This is a genomic window from Salegentibacter salarius (genome assembly GCF_900168265.1).
GTDB classification, from domain to species: Bacteria; Bacteroidota; Bacteroidia; order Flavobacteriales; family Flavobacteriaceae; genus Salegentibacter; species Salegentibacter salarius.
Map to the genome: position 1 here is coordinate 48969 of NZ_FVZF01000007.1, position 17061 is coordinate 66029.

General features: G+C 36.2%; 18 protein-coding genes. 7 read left to right on the forward strand and 11 right to left on the reverse strand.

What is annotated here, in order from left to right:
- Nucleotides 1-58 precede the first annotated feature (58 nt).
- A complete protein-coding gene (locus tag B5440_RS05765; RefSeq protein WP_141728148.1) occupies nucleotides 59-385 on the forward strand; it encodes a hypothetical protein in 327 nt (108 codons plus the stop codon).
- Nucleotides 386-517: 132 nt separating this feature from the next.
- Here the strand turns inward: B5440_RS05765 and B5440_RS05770 are convergent, their stop codons facing one another.
- From B5440_RS05770 to B5440_RS05795, 6 genes are all read right to left on the reverse strand, one after another.
- The gene (locus B5440_RS05770; RefSeq protein ID WP_070055294.1) at nucleotides 518-1438 is read right to left on the reverse strand and encodes a succinylglutamate desuccinylase/aspartoacylase domain-containing protein; all 921 of its coding nucleotides are present in this window, start codon (nucleotides 1436-1438) and stop codon (nucleotides 518-520) included.
- A 21-nt stretch (nucleotides 1439-1459) separates the two neighbouring features.
- A complete protein-coding gene (locus B5440_RS05775; protein WP_070055293.1) occupies nucleotides 1460-2509 on the reverse strand; it encodes a glutathione synthetase in 1050 nt (349 codons plus the stop codon).
- Complete coding sequence (locus B5440_RS05780; RefSeq protein WP_070055292.1) at nucleotides 2509-4353, reverse strand: peptidase MATCAP family protein; 1845 nt, start codon at nucleotides 4351-4353, stop codon at nucleotides 2509-2511. Before B5440_RS05780 ends, B5440_RS05775 begins: the two co-directional genes overlap by 1 nt.
- Nucleotides 4354-4600: 247 nt before the next feature.
- Nucleotides 4601-5689 (reverse strand): endonuclease/exonuclease/phosphatase family protein, encoded by a 1089-nt coding sequence (locus B5440_RS05785; RefSeq protein ID WP_070055291.1) that lies wholly within the window; start codon nucleotides 5687-5689, stop codon nucleotides 4601-4603.
- Between the two features lie 108 nt (nucleotides 5690-5797).
- Nucleotides 5798-7099, reverse strand: a complete 1302-nt coding sequence (locus B5440_RS05790; protein ID WP_070055290.1) for a mechanosensitive ion channel family protein — start codon at nucleotides 7097-7099, stop codon at nucleotides 5798-5800.
- 3 nt (nucleotides 7100-7102) lie between these two features.
- Nucleotides 7103-7387, reverse strand: a complete 285-nt coding sequence (locus B5440_RS05795) for a DUF3817 domain-containing protein (protein ID WP_057483228.1) — start codon at nucleotides 7385-7387, stop codon at nucleotides 7103-7105.
- A gap of 156 nt (nucleotides 7388-7543) precedes the next feature.
- Between B5440_RS05795 and galE the strand changes: the two genes are divergently transcribed.
- A complete protein-coding gene (galE, locus tag B5440_RS05800) occupies nucleotides 7544-8584 on the forward strand; it encodes a UDP-glucose 4-epimerase GalE (protein WP_070055289.1) in 1041 nt (346 codons plus the stop codon).
- A 76-nt stretch (nucleotides 8585-8660) separates the two neighbouring features.
- On the opposite strand, the gene B5440_RS05805 is transcribed toward galE, so the two are convergent.
- From B5440_RS05805 to B5440_RS05820, 4 genes are all read right to left on the reverse strand, one after another.
- Complete coding sequence (locus B5440_RS05805) at nucleotides 8661-8819, reverse strand: YqaE/Pmp3 family membrane protein (RefSeq protein WP_057483226.1); 159 nt, start codon at nucleotides 8817-8819, stop codon at nucleotides 8661-8663.
- A gap of 90 nt (nucleotides 8820-8909) precedes the next feature.
- Nucleotides 8910-9683 (reverse strand): DUF1206 domain-containing protein, encoded by a 774-nt coding sequence (locus B5440_RS05810; RefSeq protein ID WP_070055288.1) that lies wholly within the window; start codon nucleotides 9681-9683, stop codon nucleotides 8910-8912.
- Between the two features lie 83 nt (nucleotides 9684-9766).
- A complete protein-coding gene (locus B5440_RS05815; RefSeq protein ID WP_070055287.1) occupies nucleotides 9767-10384 on the reverse strand; it encodes a YqaA family protein in 618 nt (205 codons plus the stop codon).
- 287 nt (nucleotides 10385-10671) lie between these two features.
- On the reverse strand, nucleotides 10672-11046 hold the full coding sequence (locus B5440_RS05820) for a hypothetical protein (RefSeq protein WP_070055286.1): 375 nt from the start codon (nucleotides 11044-11046) through the stop codon (nucleotides 10672-10674).
- A gap of 266 nt (nucleotides 11047-11312) precedes the next feature.
- Between B5440_RS05820 and B5440_RS05825 the strand changes: the two genes are divergently transcribed.
- From B5440_RS05825 to B5440_RS05845, 5 genes are all read left to right on the forward strand, one after another.
- A complete protein-coding gene (locus B5440_RS05825) occupies nucleotides 11313-12023 on the forward strand; it encodes an SDR family oxidoreductase (RefSeq protein ID WP_070055285.1) in 711 nt (236 codons plus the stop codon).
- 199 nt (nucleotides 12024-12222) lie between these two features.
- Entirely contained in the window at nucleotides 12223-12555 is a 333-nt protein-coding gene (locus B5440_RS05830; protein WP_070055284.1) for an ArsR/SmtB family transcription factor, read from the forward strand.
- Nucleotides 12556-12735: 180 nt separating this feature from the next.
- A complete protein-coding gene (gene arsB / locus B5440_RS05835) occupies nucleotides 12736-13785 on the forward strand; it encodes an ACR3 family arsenite efflux transporter (RefSeq protein ID WP_070055283.1) in 1050 nt (349 codons plus the stop codon).
- A complete protein-coding gene (locus tag B5440_RS05840) occupies nucleotides 13785-14840 on the forward strand; it encodes an ArsO family NAD(P)H-dependent flavin-containing monooxygenase (RefSeq protein WP_070055282.1) in 1056 nt (351 codons plus the stop codon). The genes arsB and B5440_RS05840 overlap by 1 nt, the downstream gene beginning before the upstream one ends.
- A 142-nt stretch (nucleotides 14841-14982) precedes the next feature.
- Nucleotides 14983-15729, forward strand: a complete 747-nt coding sequence (locus tag B5440_RS05845) for an SDR family oxidoreductase (protein WP_070055281.1) — start codon at nucleotides 14983-14985, stop codon at nucleotides 15727-15729.
- An 83-nt stretch (nucleotides 15730-15812) separates the two neighbouring features.
- Here B5440_RS05845 and B5440_RS05850 read toward each other — a convergent pair whose 3' ends face one another.
- Nucleotides 15813-16808 carry an NADP-dependent oxidoreductase gene (locus B5440_RS05850; protein ID WP_070055280.1) on the reverse strand — a complete coding sequence of 332 codons (996 nt, stop codon included), beginning with the start codon at nucleotides 16806-16808 and terminating at the stop codon, nucleotides 15813-15815.
- Nucleotides 16809-17061 lie beyond the last annotated feature (253 nt).

Genomic DNA, 17061 nt, shown 5'->3' on the forward strand with positions numbered 1-17061 from the left:
AAAATTTTAAAATTTCAATGTTGATTTTGTTTAAATTTAATTGACTAAACCAGAAAATATGAAAACAAAAATTTTAATTGGGATATTGGCTTGTTTCCTAATGTCTTGTGGAGCTATGATGACTCCAGATTCAGACGATATTATTCGTCAGCCTGAAGATGCTCCTACAAATTTCGCTATGGGTGATGGAATGGATTTTGAAGAAAATGTATGCAAAAGCCCAATGCTGGACCCGGAAGACGGAACCGAATTAATTATGGTACGCTCCTGGGGAAATGGTATTGGAGATTATGAAGTACCTGAAGGGAAATACGGACTTTCTAAACGCGAATTTCTGCGTTTAAATTGTGGAACCGGGGAATTAATTGGGGTTGTAAAGAAGTAAATTATTCCATAAAAAATTAAGTCCCCACAGGTTTCAAAACCTGTGGGGACTGCTTTTAATTTCAAGGGCTTAGATTCTGTAATATCCCGACACTTCGGGACAGAATGACGTAAGGTTTATAATTGTTTTCATTTATTTTACATCAACCTCCTCGATCACAAAAAAGCCGTCATTTCCTTGTGATTGGTATAAGGGCATAAAAATTCTCGCGTCCCATTCACTTTTCACTTCATTCCCATTCTGTTTAGCCAGCAGTTCTCCTTTTTTAATTTTTTGGAAATTTTCATAGCCTGGTTCCATTTCAAATTTGTCAGAATCTTCAAGTCCGTGGCGATGCACTAACTCAAAGGTTTTTTGCTCCGGGGCATTCTTTTCGGCAAAACGATTTACACATTCCGGATAAGTTTCAATTTCAGATAAATCAAGCTTACAAGCTTCTTTTAGGGCCAGCCAAATCACCCCTTCGTGATTTTCAACCGAAGTTTTGTCTTCGTGTTGTCCGGCTTCAAATACAAAGCCTGTCATACCTGTTCGGCTTAAATAATGATCTATATCCCCGGTAATAATATCGCTAAAACCACGTACGATAAAAGTTGGGAAATTATGCGCCCATTCGTCATTATCGTTCACTTCCTGTACCGAAACATAAGGTAAACTCGCCGATGAGGTGGTATGGCAATCCAGGAAGTAACGTTTAGTAAAATCTTCTTCCGGAAATTGTTTCAGAATATCTATAATTTCCCGCATTTCTTTCTGCTCGTGGGTTTCAGCTTTTTTCTGCTCAATATTTTCCTTGGTCCAAACCCGGTTAAGGTCTTCATCTATATAACGCTTATTTTGATTGAGCGCTTTGTGATTTCCGGAAACTCCTACCAAAGTTCCTTCAATTTCTGGTTTGGTCTTTTCGAGTTGTTTAAAAACTTCTTCCAAAGCCTTTACGCCACTGGGTTCATTTCCGTGAATTCCAGCGGTTACAAAAAGTAGAGGGCCGTTTTTATTACTGGTATATTTCCCAATTATCCTTGGTATATGTTTATCTGGTTTATTACTCATAATAAATTCCTTTCAGTTTATTTATTCCATACAGGCAATCTCCCTGTTGTCAAATTGGTGCCCGTATAGCTCTTTATATTCAACCTTACGTTCAATAGCTTCAATTACTGTATCGGTAAAATCCGGGAGGCCTATATCTTTAAAATGTTCCATACCGCCTGGACTTAAAACATTGATTTCTATTAATTTATCTTTCACTACATCAAGACCTACAAAGAAGAGTCCGTCTCTAATAAGCTTTGGAGCAGTTAGATCTACAATGCGTTGCATCTCCGGAGTAAGATCGCTGCTATCGGCAGAGGCACCAAGGGTGAAATTACTTCGGAATTCACCTTCACCACTTACACGTCTAATAATGGCTTGTTTGCCATCTTTAACCATAACACGACCATTCATTAAAATAATCCTTACATCACCATCCTTAACGGCCGGTAAGAATTCCTGTGCTATAACATAACCGTCCTGACTAATGGTCTCAATAATCTGGTTGATGTTTTTTTCATTTTCATCTATAAGAAAAACATTCTGCCCGCCGGATCCTTCCAGCGGTTTTAAAACGATCTTTTTATTGTTCTTTTCCCAGAATTCTAAAATGTCTTCTTTATTCCTGGTAATTAAAGAATCGGGTTTAATTTCTGCAGGAAGTTCCTCGAAATATAGCTTATCAATAAAAGCGTTAGAAAGGGCATAGGCATCATTTAATACCAGCACTCCCTGCTGCTGCATCATTCTTCCAAAAGCAACCCCGGCTTGTTCTGCCCATTCCCGGCCAGAACCTTCTTCGGTAGGGTTATTTCTTATAAAAAGTACATCCAGTTTAGTTGATTCTATCCTCTTTTTTCTCGCTTTAGAACTTTGCAAAGCTTCCAAAAACTTCTTTGGAGATTTGGTTTTTGTATTTTTAGGCACCTGAGTACTGTTAATACTAATAGGCGCATCATGATGAAAGTTGAAATCTCCCACGCCCATGGCATAGACCTCATGACCACGAGCGTGGGCAGTAGTCATTAACATAACAGAGGTTCTACAGCTCTCGGATTCAATATCGTTTAATACAAAGCAAATTTTCATTAGGTTATCATTTGTGAAAGGGGAAGCCCCTCTCTGATTAAGTTTAATTTATTGGTTATATTCTCGGTTAATAAATAACTTGGGCGCAAGGCGCTCGTTTTTAATACTTTTCTTTCGGTTAATTCTTCGATGATTTTGGTATGTTTCAACCCGAATTTTCCTGCCAGTAAAGGTTCGTATTCCCCACCATTTTGAAGATGATCGCGAAGTTGAACCAGACCTTTTAAGTAGATAATATCCTTTAAAAATCCGCCTCCCTGCATAATCCTGGAGGTGATATTAAAAGCTCTTTCGGCGGTAAAACCATAATCCATTTTTAATAACCTGAATAACTGCGGAAATTCGGCGCCTTCCATCAAGGCCGATCCTGCAATTACTCTTCCAGCCAATGTCCTTAATCTATTACCGGTAAGTCCGTCTACTAAAAACTCAGACATTACTGCAAGTCCCTCCTGAAGTGGATCGTAATCTGCAAGTCCGCTGCTTAATAATTCTAAAGGTTGGCGCGTTCCGTTATAATAGGTAAGCACATGAGTTCCAACCTCGTGCTGAATAAGTGCCGTGGCTTCAGTTTTATTCATTCTATAATCTGCCGGAATATAGAGTTCACCTTTATTCACCATCATAATATTCACATCTTTACGAATGTGAACTTTACTTTTAAAATTTTCATCCTGTTCAGCAAAATAATCAAACTCGCGGCGTGCAAGACTACTAAATCCTTTGGCATCAATAAAATCTGCATTTTCATCTTCTTCAGCTTCATCGACCTCTCGTAAGATTTCACCCGCTTCTTCGCTTATTTTGGGACTTAAGCCTTTATATAACCTAATACTGTTATAAAAGAAATTAGAAGTTCCGCGTTCACTTAGCATAGTGATTTGTTGATCCAGTTCTTCACGCTTTTCCCTAAAAATATGGGACATGGCAGGATCATCAATATCTTCAATTTTAAGATTAAATAGTTCCCTTTTCAAGAGATCCGGATCTATTGGGAGTAACCGGTAGTGATAATCTAAAACCTTTTCATAATTACTCTCAAAGAAAGTATTTTTAATATCCTGAATATTGGCAGGGGAAACCAGCCATAGAAACTGATAAGAGCGCTCTATCTTGGCAAGCGCTTTATCTATTTCAAATACCTTTTCTTTTAAGTGTTTTCTACCTAAAGCAAGATAACTTCCCACCCCGCTGGTGGTTTGCACCCTCACATAATCGTAAATTGCCTTATGAATACTGGTAATGAGGTAATCTTTAAATTGTCTAAGGAAAACAGGGTAAACTTCGTTGTTCTCATCACGAAAAACCGGTGGAATTTCCAACCCAACTATTACCGCTCCCGACTTCTTTGCCTCATCAATGCTTAGAATTTCCTGGTCACCTTCTTTTTGGCGATTTGGAGTATCCTTTATTTCGGCTCTTAAGTAGAGGCCAGAAAATATTTCATTTATATTATTGAGTTCTCTTTGAAGCGCTTTTACCGAAGTAGGCAATTTTTGTGCAGGAGCTTTTATAGTAAAGCAATTGTTAGGTTCTCCCGTATAGATCTCAAAAACCATATAGGATTTGAATTCGGTAGAAAGTTTATCGGCTAATGCATACACAAGTCTTTGGTAAGCTTCAAAAAACTTATCTCCAATTAAAAGATAAGAAGCTTCGCTAACAATTATTCGCTCGGTACCCTCATCATTATTCCTTGTACGATATACGATAAGATAAGGTAAATTATCTTCTATATGAATTAAACCACCTCCCGGAAGAGAAGCACTTATTTTGCCATCTTCTTCAAGGATTGTTAAAATTTTTTTAATTGATTTCTCCGATAATTCAGATATATTCAGCATTCTGGGTTTCTTCTAAAATTTTAAATTGAATATTATTGAACTAAAACCACTGTTTTATAGCCGAATAATGGCTATAAACATGGTTAAACAATAATTAAATTTAGAAAGAAAACTAAGGAATACTAACTCGGACACTTACTTTGGGTTTTATTTAAGAGATTAGATAAAAAATACTTAAATGCTGAAAAAGCCTGAAAAAGTGGAGATAGCTATAAATTGAAAATTAAAAAAATAGGGCAGGTAGTGCCTACTTCTTTTCCTGAGCATCTTCTTTTGCCTTTTCTTGCATTTTTTCAACTTGCTCACGCGCATTCTTTAATTCTTCTTCTGTAGCAGGTTCTGGCTTTTGTTCTTCGGCTCTTTCCGGCTCAAGGTTGAGTTCTATATAAAGCGGATAATGATCTGAATCTATTTTGCTGCCTAGTCTAAAATCGGCTACCCTGAATTCTTCGGTTACAAAAACGTGATCCAGAGACCAGCGCATAATAGAGCTGCCGGCATCAAAAGTATTATAGAAACCACGGCCAATTCTTGTATTTAATAAACCACCCACATTTTGGAATAGGGCAGTGGTAGCAGACCATGCCACATCGTTAAAATCTCCAGCCACTAAAACCGGCAACTTGGAATCCCTTGCCATAAATGCCACTTTCATCATCTCTGCATCCCTATCTGTAGAAGAAGGGTTGTGTTGCGGCATTGGTGGGGTTGGGTGAATGGCATGAAACATAATTTCTTTACCAGATCTTAATTCCAGGACACTGTGAATAGAAGGAATACTATCGTCTACCAAATAACGAACTTGCGGATTTTTAAGCGGTAATCTCGAATAGAATAACATCCCGTAAGTATTATCTAGTGGAGCTTCAACTTTATAAGGATATGAGGCCGTGATTTCTGCAAGATCATTTTTCCAGCGTGTATTAGTCTCGGTGAACAATAAAACATCCGGATTTTGTTTTTTAATATCTGCTATGATCAAGTCTGGATTTTCGTTTTTTTGCAAAACATTGGCTGCGTAAAGACTAAATTTATTGCTGAAATTTTCTTCGGAAACATCGCCAACTTCATAATTTCCGTGCGGAAAATAAGGATAGATCTTAACCACCTGAAATAGGAAACAGGCTAAAAGCACGCCCATAAAAATATAATCTTCGGTTCTCTTAATATCAAATCTTATAAAATATGCCGCAATTGCGGTAAGGGTAAGCAAGGTTAATTGAATATGCAAATAATCAAAAATTCTTATCCACCAAAAGTCGGCTGCGATTAGTGGAATAAGGGTCATTACTACCGCTATAATCCCGAAAACCTGAAGAAATCCTTTTAATGTCATAATTTTATTGGTTGGCTTTATGCTGCGGAAAGATAAACGTTTAATTAAAATTACCTGTTAATTGTGAACTAAATTGCTTTAAGGTTTAGGTCTAAAAAAGTCTAGTTTCTATTTAGAATCAATTCCCTGCCCAGTTTGTTTAGAAAAATAATCCCGAATATCATCACCCGATGGAGCCTCATACAATTGAAGATCAAAATAAGATACCGCTGCAATTACGTGATCAAAAATATCGGCAGTAATATATTCAAAATTTTCCCAACGCTTATCCCGGCTAAAGCAAAGCACTTCTATAGGAATACCGTGTGCTGTGGGTTGTAGATGTCTTACAATAATGTACATCTCTTTGTGAACCGCAGAATGGTTATTTAAATACGTGTCTATATACTTTCTAAAAATTCCCAGGTTGGTTTGGTTTCTTCCGTTTAAAGGAAGCTTTGTATCTACTTTATTATTTGCGTTATATTCATTGATTTCATTCTGCCGATCTTCCAGATAAGATGAGATTATTTGTATGTTTTTATATTTTTCAAAATCTTCAGCAGAAATAAATTTTACAGAGTTCTGTTTAATAAAAACCGAGCGTTTAATTCTTCTTCCTGGAGACTCCTGCATTCCACGCCAGTTCTGAAACGATTCAGAAATTAAACTGTAGGTAGGAATTGAGGTAAATGTATTGTCAAAATTCTGAACTCTAACCGTAGCCAGCGTGATCTCTGTCACCGTACCATCGGCACCATATTTACTAAAGGTGATCCAGTCGCCAATTCTTACAATATCGTTTACACTAACCTGAATAGAGGCTACAAATCCCAGGATAGTATCTTTAAAGATTAGTAATAAGATCGCTGAAGCGGCACCCAAGGAAATAATAAAATTAATAACGTCTTTGCCGGTAATTTCTGCAACAATAAAAAGTAGCGCAAATAACCAAACAATGATCATTATTACTTGCATATAACTCTCTACCGGTTTGTCATGGAAAGATTCTAAAGTCCTGAGATAGCCTTTTGTTCCGCGCAAAATGCTTCTTATAATCCAAACAATCAGAATTATAATATATATGTCAATGACAAAATAGAATGCTTTAATTGCCAGGGGAAACTCCAGCAGAATATAGGGAACAGTAAGATAAATTATGAGTATAGGAAGAATTTGCCCTATATATTTGGGAAACCTGGTTTTTATTAGGTAGTCGTCAAAAGAAGTTGTGGTTTTATCACTGAAACTTTTGAAAGCTGTGATTACAAAATTTTTGATCAGGTAATTTACCCCAATTATAATAAGAATAAGGATAAGGATATTCAGTAACAAATTTAGATAAAGTGCCACTGTAGAATTTACACCCTGGTCTATCAGAAAATTTTCAAAAAGACAAATCAAATTTTTAAATCCTTCCTCTATACCCATAGTTTAAAGATATTTTTTTTCAACGTAAAAAGGTCCGAATGGAACCAGCGAGCAACCAAGAACTACTAACAATTCTTTAAAATTCCAGTTTAGTGGTCTAAATAACCAAATAGCGCCAATTACATAAGCGATAAAAAGCACCCCGTGAGCCATTCCTACTTGTTGCACCATTTGCGGCATACTCCAAATATATTTAAGTGGCATTGCGATAAACAGTAATAATAAGAACGAAAGTCCTTCCAGGATACTCACGTATTTAAAAACCTTTTTTTGCTTTTCTAGGGACATAATTTAAAATTTAGATTGCAAAGATAAGTTTTATAGAGGATTGAGTGTTTTAGAACCGTGTTTTCCTTGAAATAATTAATGAGAGGAATTAATATTTTTTTAGCAGGTTTAAGAAATTCCTTTTTTTTAATTTGCAATTGAATTAAAAGATAAAAAATGAGCTCTAGAATATTGGTGACCGGCGGACTTGGTTTTATAGGTTCTCATACGGTGGTAGCACTTCAGGAAAAAGGTCACGAAGTAGTGATAATAGATAATTTGTCTAATTCTTCTATAGATGTGCTTGCGGGAATTACAAAAATCTCACAAAAGACCCCCGCTTTTGAAAATATAGACCTTCGTAATAAAAACGAAGTAAAAGAGTTTTTTGAAAAATATCCCGATATTGAAGGAGTAATTCATTTTGCTGCTTCTAAGGCAGTTGGAGAAAGTGTAGAAAATCCTTTGCTTTATTATGAAAACAACCTGTCTAGTTTAATTTATTTGCTTCAGGAATTACAGCAAAAAGATAATGCTTATTTTATTTTTAGTTCTTCCTGTACGGTTTACGGCCAGGCCGATACTTTACCTATTACCGAAAATGCACCGGTTAAGAAAGCTGAATCTCCCTACGGAAATACCAAGCAAATAGGGGAGGAGATCCTCACTGATACGGCTAAAATAAATAAGAATTTTAAAGCGATCTCCCTTAGATATTTTAATCCTGTTGGGGCACACCCAAGTGCAGAAATAGGTGAATTGCCTATAGGAACTCCACAAAATTTAATTCCTTTTATTACCCAAACCGCCATTGGAAAACGAAAAGAACTTTCGGTATTTGGAGATGATTATCCAACCGAAGATGGTACTTGTATACGTGATTATATTCACGTTATAGACCTGGCAAAAGCCCACGTGGTGGCTTTAGAACGGCTTCAACAAAATAGGGAAAAAACCAATTTTGAAGTATTTAATCTTGGAACCGGGAAAGGAAGTTCGGTATTAGAAGTTATTAATTCTTTTGAGCGATCTACAGGAGAAAAACTACCTTATAAAATTGTAGGTAGAAGAGAAGGCGATATTGTTGCCGCCTACGCCGATACCAAAAAGGCCAACGAAGAATTGGGCTGGAAAACTGAAAAGCATTTAGACGAAGCTTTAAAAAGCGCCTGGGATTGGCAAAAAGAAGTGGTAAGAAGAGAAAAAGAGGATAATTAGTTTTATCATTAAATTTTAAACATAAAAAAAGGTCTGGAGAAATCTCCAGACCTTTTTTTTATCTCTGCTATAAAACTTACCGTGTACCATTCACAATAAAAGCGTGAATAACGCCGGGAATCCATCCCAGTGCGGTTAGTAGTAAACTTATTAAAAAGGTTACGCCTAAACCGTGCTTCATAAATACGGCCAATGGCGGTAATAAAATATTTAAAATGATCGTCAACATAATTATTTTTTTATTGGTTATTTCAATCGAAATTACATAGAAATATCAGTCCAATAATTAGTTTTAACGAGTTCTTGGTAGGGGTTTAACAAAACATCATGCTTTGAATTTTCTATATCTGGCAAGCATAAAAACATAAATACTATAGCATACAAAACCGGCAGCTACTACCCCCATTAGCCACGAGCCATACTGTGATTCCTGTAAAAACGAAAATGCATCAGTAGTACCTTTCATGTTTGAAGTGTTTGAGGCTAAGGCTCCTCTTATAAAAATATAAGCTAGTACACCAAAAATAATTCCGCGAGCAATTAAGCCCAGATAACCGGTGTTTTTAATGGTTTTTCTTTTCTTTTCATCGCTAATAGAATCATAGCCAAAATCTTGTAAAAACTCTTTGGTTTTCGCTTTTTTAAATTGAAAGATACCGGCTATGGCCAGTCCGGCGCCAATTACTGCAAAAACTACCACCCCAAGCGTTCCCGTGAGTCCGCCTCCAGAACTTCCGCTAGAAGAACCGGCGTTTATCAGCGTCATAAAAGCATAAACAGATAAACCTAAATAAATAACAGCACTTATAAAATATGCTACTCGTTTACCTTTACCTTTTTTATCATCTCCAATATTTTCAGGGTCACTTAAAGACTGAATAAATCTCCAGGCTGCATAGCATAACAAGCCAAGTCCAATTAAAATAAGTAAAGCATTACCAAAAGGTTGCTTTTCCAAAAATTCAATTATCTGTAATTTACTTGATTTTTGCCCGCCCATATTAAAAGCGGCCATAAAGGTAAGTATTCCCGTAATCCCGTATACGGTGGCTTTTGCGACATAGCCAACACGAGCCATTTTTTTCAATTTAGAATCCATATCAAAAATTAAATTTTAAGGTTAGTTTCTTAAAATTAGGATTTTGATCTCAGACAGAAGAAAACTTGGGAAAAGTTTAAACTTTAAACCATTTCAAAAATTACCAATGCATAGAGGTAAAAACGCACAAAACGCAATAGCCCAAACATTAAATAACTGGGGAATTGAAATTTAATAATACCTGCAGCAATACTCGTCATTGCGAAAGGAATAGGTAATAAAGCTCCTACAATAATTAAGAATCCACCCCATTTTCGGGTGTTTTTAATATGTTGCGCCATTTTCACTTCAATAGCTTCGTGTACCGCAGGAATTTTGGTCATCCATCTTCCAATAAAGTAAGATATGACTCCGCCTAAATAGGATGCAAGGGCTAATAAAGAAAGGTATAAAATAGGACTGGCAGATTTACCAGACCAGGCGATGAATAATTCTGGTGGAATTAATCCAAGTAAAGATTCTGAAGCAAAGAAAACACTAATAATACCTAATGGAGAATAAGTTTCGGTAACGGTAACCAGCATTTGTTCTATGTCAAGAACATATCTATCTATAGCCCAAAGTGCAGCTACAAATAGAACGATAGGTAAAATTGCCTTCTTAACGCTTTTCCAGACAAAACTATAAAAACCGGTATAACTATAATACTGGTGTAGCAAGCGTATGCGCGACTTCTTTTTAGATTTCGCATCTTTCTTCATCAAATTCTCCTTTAGCAATTTACTCGATAATCGAGATTGAACGCTCCGAGGCTTACCTCGAAATCAAATTATATTTTTCAATAATAGTGCTTCGTGAGCTTGCTCCGAAGTGGTTTACTTACTAAGTGAGATATAAATGCCCCGACATTTATGCCGAATCGTTTAATTATCTCAACTTAACGTCTTATGGGATTACCCCAAAAATTATTTTTTATCGAGGTATTTCAATAAGATTTTATGCCGATATCATTCAAATATCAGGCCGCAATACTTTTAAAAGTTACGATCTAATTTTCTTCAGCATATTCATTGAATGCGTTTACGTATTCACGCAATTCAATTTCATTTACACGGTTGGAAGGGTCGGCCATAAGAGAAAGTAAATAATCCAGGCTTTCCTGCCCGGTTGTTTCCTCCTGTACCGGTGCTTCTTCTCCTTCTTCTACCGGATCATCCCCGGGGATGGCGATGTTAAAAGAATCGTAAGCATCTACGTGTTCATAGGTTAACCTGATTACTTTAGCCAATAAAGGCTGCCCTTCTTCTACTACAAGGGGTCTTAATTCTTTCAGGTCGTTTACCAAAGTGTTGGTAATAATTCCGTTGCGCATTAAATCACGCTGAATCTTATTGAGTAATTTTTGGGCTTTAATATTATTCAAGAGAAAATAAGTTAATCAGGTTATACTATTTTTTGCAAATGTACTGCTTTCGTGGTTTTATAAAACATTTTAACAAAGAAATTAAGTGCACATCAATTAGGTAATAAGCTTGAGCATTGTAATAAGGATTATTTAAACCGAAAAATATTGAGCGATAAACCCGCACTGGGAAGATCGATTAAAATTAACAATATCTTAGTTCTAAAGATTTCAGCAAAATTGCATTGTTTAGTAGCTTTAACTCAATCAAAAAAATAAGAAATACTATGAGTTCATTAAAAGGAAAAGTTGCATTTATAACCGGTGGAAGTAAAGGAATTGGTTACGGCGTGGCCCAATCGCTATTAGATTTGGGAATGAAGGTGGCCATTACAAGCAGATCTAAAGAAGCTGCTGAAAAAGCCGCCAAAGAATTAAGCGCAACTGATGCCTTAGGTCTTGAAGCCGATGTGAGAAATTACGAAAGTCAGGAAAAAGCAGTAAAAGCTGCAGTAGATAAATTTGGACAACTTGATGTAATGGTGGCAAATGCCGGAATTGGGCATTTTGGATCTATAGACGAATTATCTCCAGAAAAATGGCAGGAAACGATAGATACCAATTTAACTGGAGTATTTTATAGCGTTAAATCGAGTTTAGCCGCGTTAGAAAAATCTAAAGGATACCTTATTACTATTTCCAGTCTTGCTGGAACTAACTTTTTTGCCGGTGGAGCTGCTTATAACGCCAGTAAATTTGGCTTAACAGGATTTACCCAGGCGGTGATGTTAGATCTTAGACAAAAAGGAATTAATGTGAGTACTATTATGCCGGGTTCTGTGGCCACTCATTTTAACGATCATACTCCAAATGCAGAAGATGCCTGGAAAATTCAACCGGAAGATATCGGTGAATTAGTGGTAGATCTTTTAAAAATGAATAAGCGTACACTACCAAGTAAAATAGAGGTAAGACCATCGCAACCACCTCAGAAATAATTTTTTAAATAACATAAATTGAGGCTGTTTGAAAAGTATAATTTTCGTCAAGCTGAACTTGGTTCAGCTTCTAATTTGTTTTAACTATAAACATTTTATATCCTGAAATAAATTCAGGATGACAATTTTAAGAACTTTCCAGACAGCCTCTTTTTTTATCTTCCCTTTTATCGTAATATTGCAATAAACAATTTGAAAAATGGGTCTTACAAAATCTGAAATATTCACTCCATCTCAAAATGAACTTGCGGGAATCGCTAAAGTTTTGGGTCACCCTGCAAGAATTGCCATTCTACAGGAAATTATAAAATCAAAATCCTGCATTTGCGGCGATTTGGTTCAGGAAGTTGGGTTGGCGCAACCTACAATTTCACAACATTTAAAAGAATTAAAGAATATTGGCTTAATAAAAGGTGATATTGAAGGAACACGGGTTTGCTATTGTATTAATACTGAAAAGTGGGCAGCCGTAAAACAGCTTTTTCATAGTTTTCTTGATACTCATATTCCAAACAAAGATGAGTGTTGCTAATTCGCTAAAAGCGCAACAGAACTGAGCAGAATTATTCTTCTGCAAAATTTCAAATCTTTTTACTTGATAAGCGAGATTGAATTCTGCGAGGCTTGCCTCGAAATCAAATTATATTTTTCAATAATAATGCTTCGTGAGCTTACTCCGAAGTAGTTTACTAAATAAAAATTATATCTAGTTATGGCTCGAAAAAAAATGGGTTTTCTTGATAAATTTCTAACCCTATGGATTTTCCTGGCGATGTTTATTGGGGTAGCTATTGGCTATTATATGCCACAAAGTGCCGGTATTATAGATTCTTATAGCGTTGGATCAACAAATATCCCCATTGCCGTGGGTTTAATTTTAATGATGTATCCGCCCTTAGCTAAAGTGAATTATAAATATTTACCTAAGATTTTTAAAAATGTAAAAATTCTTGGCGTATCCTTATTACTAAACTGGATTATAGGTCCCTTGTTAATGTTTTTCCTGGCTATAATTTTTCTTCAGGATCACCCCGAATATATGGTTGGTCTTATTTTAATTGGCCTTGCCCGTTGTATCGCTATGGTTTTAGTATGGAACGACCTCGCCGAGGGCAGCAGCGAATATGGAGCTGGTTTGGTTGCTTTAAACAGTATTTTCCAGGTGTTTTTTTATAGTTTTTATGCCTGGATTTTTATCACCGTTTTACCGCCATATTTTGGATTTGAAAGCGCTATTGTAGATATTTCCATTGGTACAATTGCTAAAAGCGTTGCTATTTATCTCGGTATTCCATTCCTGGCAGGCTATTTAAGTCGGTTTTTGCTGGTAAAAGCAAAAGGAGAGGCCTGGTATAAAGAAAAGTTTCTTCCGGCAATTTCACCGCTAACCCTTATTGCACTTTTATTTACAATTTTAGTGATGTTTAGCCTAAAAGGTGAAACCATCGTGGAAATCCCGATAGATATTGTTTTAATTGCTGTTCCGCTGGTAGTTTATTTTATTTTAATGTTTTTTATAAGCTTTTTTGTCTCTAAATATTTCGGTGCAGGATATAAGCAGAATGCTTCCATTTCATTTACTGCAACCGGGAATAATTTTGAACTTGCCATAGCGGTAGCGATTGCTGTCTTCGGAATTGATAGCGGGCAGGCTTTTGCCGGGGTTATTGGGCCACTGGTTGAAGTTCCGGTTTTAATTGGTTTGGTAAGTGTTGCGTTTTGGTTGAAACAGAAATATTATCCTAAAGAAAAATTAGCATAATGGCTGAAGTTTACGACGTAATAATAATTGGAGGTGGCCAAAGCGGACTCGCCTGTGGCTATTATTTAAGACGAACAAAACTGAAATATTTAATACTTGATGAGCAGGAAGAGTGCGGTGGTGCCTGGCAAAAAACCTGGGATTCTCTACGGCTTTTTTCTCCAGCAGATCAGTCTTCACTTCCAGGTTGGCTAATGCCTAAGAACGAAGATGGGTTTCCACCCAAAGATCACGTAATTAATTATTTGTGCAAGTACGAAGGACGTTATGATTTTCCTGTTAAGCGCCCGGTTCAAGTTGAAGATGTAGAAAAAGAATCAGGTGTTTTTAAGCTTAAAACTTCAGTAGGAGATTTTTCAGCAAAAACAGTGATTTCAGCAACCGGAACCTGGAAGGCGCCTTTTATTCCGAAGATAAAAGGAATAGATATTTTCCGCGGAAAACAAATTCATTCGGCTCAATATAACAATACAAATGATCTTGAGAATAAGAATGTGCTTATTGTTGGGGAAGGTAACTCCGGTGCACAAATTCTAGCTGAAGTTTCTAAAATAGCGGATACCAGTTGGGCCACTTTAAAAGACCCCGAGTATTTACCCGACGATGTAGATGGCAGAGTACTTTTTAATGTAGCTACGGCTAAATATAAAGCCGAAAAGGAAGGGAAGAAATTCGATCCCGCAGCCTATAATCTTGGAAATATTGTGATGGTGCCCACAGTGAAGGAAGCCAGGGAAAGGGGAGTGCTTAAAACCAAAGGGAGTTTCACCGAGTTTACTGAGAATGGCGTAATTTGGGAACATGGAACTAAAGAAAATTTTGACCTTATAATATGGTGTACCGGCTTTCATTATGCTACAGATCATTTAAATAATATAGTGGATCCAGATGCTAAGGGTAAAATTAAAACCGAAGGTACCAGAGCTAAAAATACTAACGGACTTTGGTTGGTAGGTTATGGCGGCTGGACAGGCTATGCTTCTGCTACTTTAATTGGCGTTGGCCGAAGTGCCCGGGCTACAATAAAAGAAATCACCGAATATCTAAAGGACTAAATTTCCCAATTTTTTAAGAGCTTTTATAATCTAATATTGATGCATGTTAGGCTATGCCGTTAAACCCATACTAAAAATCTAAAATTGCTGGGTGGTTACTATACTCTGCGCTAACTTTTGAGTAAAACCAAAAAAATTAGATATGAGTATTAAAGGAAAAACTATAATTATAACTGGAGCTTCTAGTGGAATTGGAGAAGCTACCGCTAAAAAATTATCTCAGGAAGGCGCTAATGTAGTATTAAGTGCACGCCGTGAAGATAGATTGAATTCTTTAAAAGATGAGATCGTAAAAAATGGCGGAATGGCTTTAGTTGTTCCTGCTGATGTTACCAAGAAAGAAGATTTTAAAAAGGTTGTTTCCTCAACTTTAGAAGAATTTGGAAGGATTGACGGAATTATAAATAACGCCGGTTTAATGCCACTTTCTTACGTTAAGAATTTACATACCGATGAGTGGGATAAGATGATTGATGTTAATATAAAAGGAGTAACTAATGGTGTTTCTGCAGTGCTACCAACAATGATGGAACAAAAAAGCGGGAATATAGTGAACATATCTTCTAGTGCAGCACACAAATATTATCCAGGTGGAGCTGTTTATTGCGCTACCAAAGCAGCGGTTAAAATGTTTACTGAAGGACTTAGAGCAGAATTAGCTCCTCATTACGGAATAAACGTAACTTCAATAGATCCAGGATTTGTATCTACAGAATTAACAGATACTATTACCGATGATGAGATCAAGAAAGATATGGAGCCAATGTTTAAAGAATTAACTCCATTGCAGGCAGAAGATATTGCTGAAGCAATCTATTATTCATTAAGTCAGCCGAAAAGAGCTAACATTAATGATGTATATATTATGCCAACAGATCAGGAGCAATAGATTAGCTTCCTTATTAAATAAAAAAGCGTGTTTGGAATTTTTCAAACACGCTTTTTTAATGTCTAATATTTAGAGGTTCTTTCTTAAATTTCAACCACCATTTTTCCGGTGTTTTTTCCTTCAAAAAGATCTAGAAATGCCTGCGGTGTTTCATCGAAACCTTTTACAATAGTTTCATCGTATTTAAGTTTTCCTTCATTTAACCATCCTGCTAATTCTTTAATTGAACTTTCAAATTCGTCAAAATGATTACGTACTAAAAAGCCTTGCATTAACGCACTTTTTTTAATCATAATTCCTTCAAGTCTCGGACCGGTAGGCATTCCCTTTTCATTATAAATAGAAATTGCACCACAATTAATAATTCGGGCAAAACGATTAATATTCATCATAACTGCGTCCAAGGTTTCACCACCTACATTATCGAAATAAACATCTACACCATCAGGACAATTTTTCTCAATCGCTTTTTGCATATTTTCCGTGGTCTTGTAATTGATGCCTTCATCGTAGCCGAATTTCTCCTTTATATGATCAATCTTTTCATCACTTCCGGCAATTCCAACAACCCTACAGCCTTTAATTTTTCCAATTTGTCCGGCTACACTTCCAACAGCACCGGCAGCCCCAGAAACCACGAGGGTTTCACCTTTTTCAGGTTTTCCAATATGTTTTAGCGCTAAATGAGCGGTTAGTCCGGTTAATCCTAAAATGCCCAGGTAGGCACTTGGTTTGGCCAGTTTGATGTCAATCTTATTCAAATTCTCACCCGTGTGAGTTTGAAAAAGTTCCCATTTCAACATTCCGCTTACAACATCTCCGGTCTTAAAATCCTTGTTTTTGCTTTCAATAACTTCAGCAACCAACATAGATTCTATGGGCTTGTTTAATTCAAATGGAGGAATATAAGATTCTTCATCCCGCATTCTTCCGCGTAAATAAGGATCTACCGAAATATATTTCGTCTGCAATAGAATTTCTCCATCTTTTGGTGAAGGTTTTTCAATTTCGGTGATTTCAAAATCTGAAAGGGCTGGTTTTCCTTTTGGGCGGTTTTTTAATAGTATGCTCTTATTCATCTTAAATCTGATTTATTTAATTTTTGAATCCTCTTTTCAGGTTTCAACATTTCATTTACTGTTCAAATTACTGCGAAGATTAGAACCCTGCAACTCACAATTATTAATTTAAACTTAAAATCATTTTTTAAGCTGATTACTTCTGAAAAACAGAAATGGATTAAACCGAAAAGAATAAGTTGGTGGCAAGATGCACAGTAATCTAATTTATGTTTCAAATGTTATCATTTCTTAAAGTATTGGTTTATAATCT

Excerpts from the sequence above, each read along its gene's own strand:
- B5440_RS05765 (WP_141728148.1), top strand. The coding sequence starts at position 59 with ATGAAAACAAAAATTTTAATTGGGATATTGGCTTGTTTCCTAATGTCT.
- B5440_RS05770 (WP_070055294.1), bottom strand. The coding sequence starts at position 1,438 with ATGAGTAATAAACCAGATAAACATATACCAAGGATAATTGGGAAATAT.
- B5440_RS05775 (WP_070055293.1), bottom strand. The coding sequence starts at position 2,509 with ATGAAAATTTGCTTTGTATTAAACGATATTGAATCCGAGAGCTGTAGA.
- B5440_RS05780 (WP_070055292.1), bottom strand. The coding sequence starts at position 4,353 with ATGCTGAATATATCTGAATTATCGGAGAAATCAATTAAAAAAATTTTA.
- B5440_RS05785 (WP_070055291.1), bottom strand. The coding sequence starts at position 5,689 with ATGACATTAAAAGGATTTCTTCAGGTTTTCGGGATTATAGCGGTAGTA.
- B5440_RS05790 (WP_070055290.1), bottom strand. The coding sequence starts at position 7,099 with ATGGGTATAGAGGAAGGATTTAAAAATTTGATTTGTCTTTTTGAAAAT.
- B5440_RS05795 (WP_057483228.1), bottom strand. The coding sequence starts at position 7,387 with ATGTCCCTAGAAAAGCAAAAAAAGGTTTTTAAATACGTGAGTATCCTG.
- galE (WP_070055289.1), top strand. The coding sequence starts at position 7,544 with ATGAGCTCTAGAATATTGGTGACCGGCGGACTTGGTTTTATAGGTTCT.
- B5440_RS05810 (WP_070055288.1), bottom strand. The coding sequence starts at position 9,683 with ATGGATTCTAAATTGAAAAAAATGGCTCGTGTTGGCTATGTCGCAAAA.
- B5440_RS05815 (WP_070055287.1), bottom strand. The coding sequence starts at position 10,384 with ATGAAGAAAGATGCGAAATCTAAAAAGAAGTCGCGCATACGCTTGCTA.
- B5440_RS05825 (WP_070055285.1), top strand. The coding sequence starts at position 11,313 with ATGAGTTCATTAAAAGGAAAAGTTGCATTTATAACCGGTGGAAGTAAA.
- B5440_RS05830 (WP_070055284.1), top strand. The coding sequence starts at position 12,223 with ATGGGTCTTACAAAATCTGAAATATTCACTCCATCTCAAAATGAACTT.
- arsB (WP_070055283.1), top strand. The coding sequence starts at position 12,736 with ATGGCTCGAAAAAAAATGGGTTTTCTTGATAAATTTCTAACCCTATGG.
- B5440_RS05840 (WP_070055282.1), top strand. The coding sequence starts at position 13,785 with ATGGCTGAAGTTTACGACGTAATAATAATTGGAGGTGGCCAAAGCGGA.
- B5440_RS05845 (WP_070055281.1), top strand. The coding sequence starts at position 14,983 with ATGAGTATTAAAGGAAAAACTATAATTATAACTGGAGCTTCTAGTGGA.
- B5440_RS05850 (WP_070055280.1), bottom strand. The coding sequence starts at position 16,808 with ATGAATAAGAGCATACTATTAAAAAACCGCCCAAAAGGAAAACCAGCC.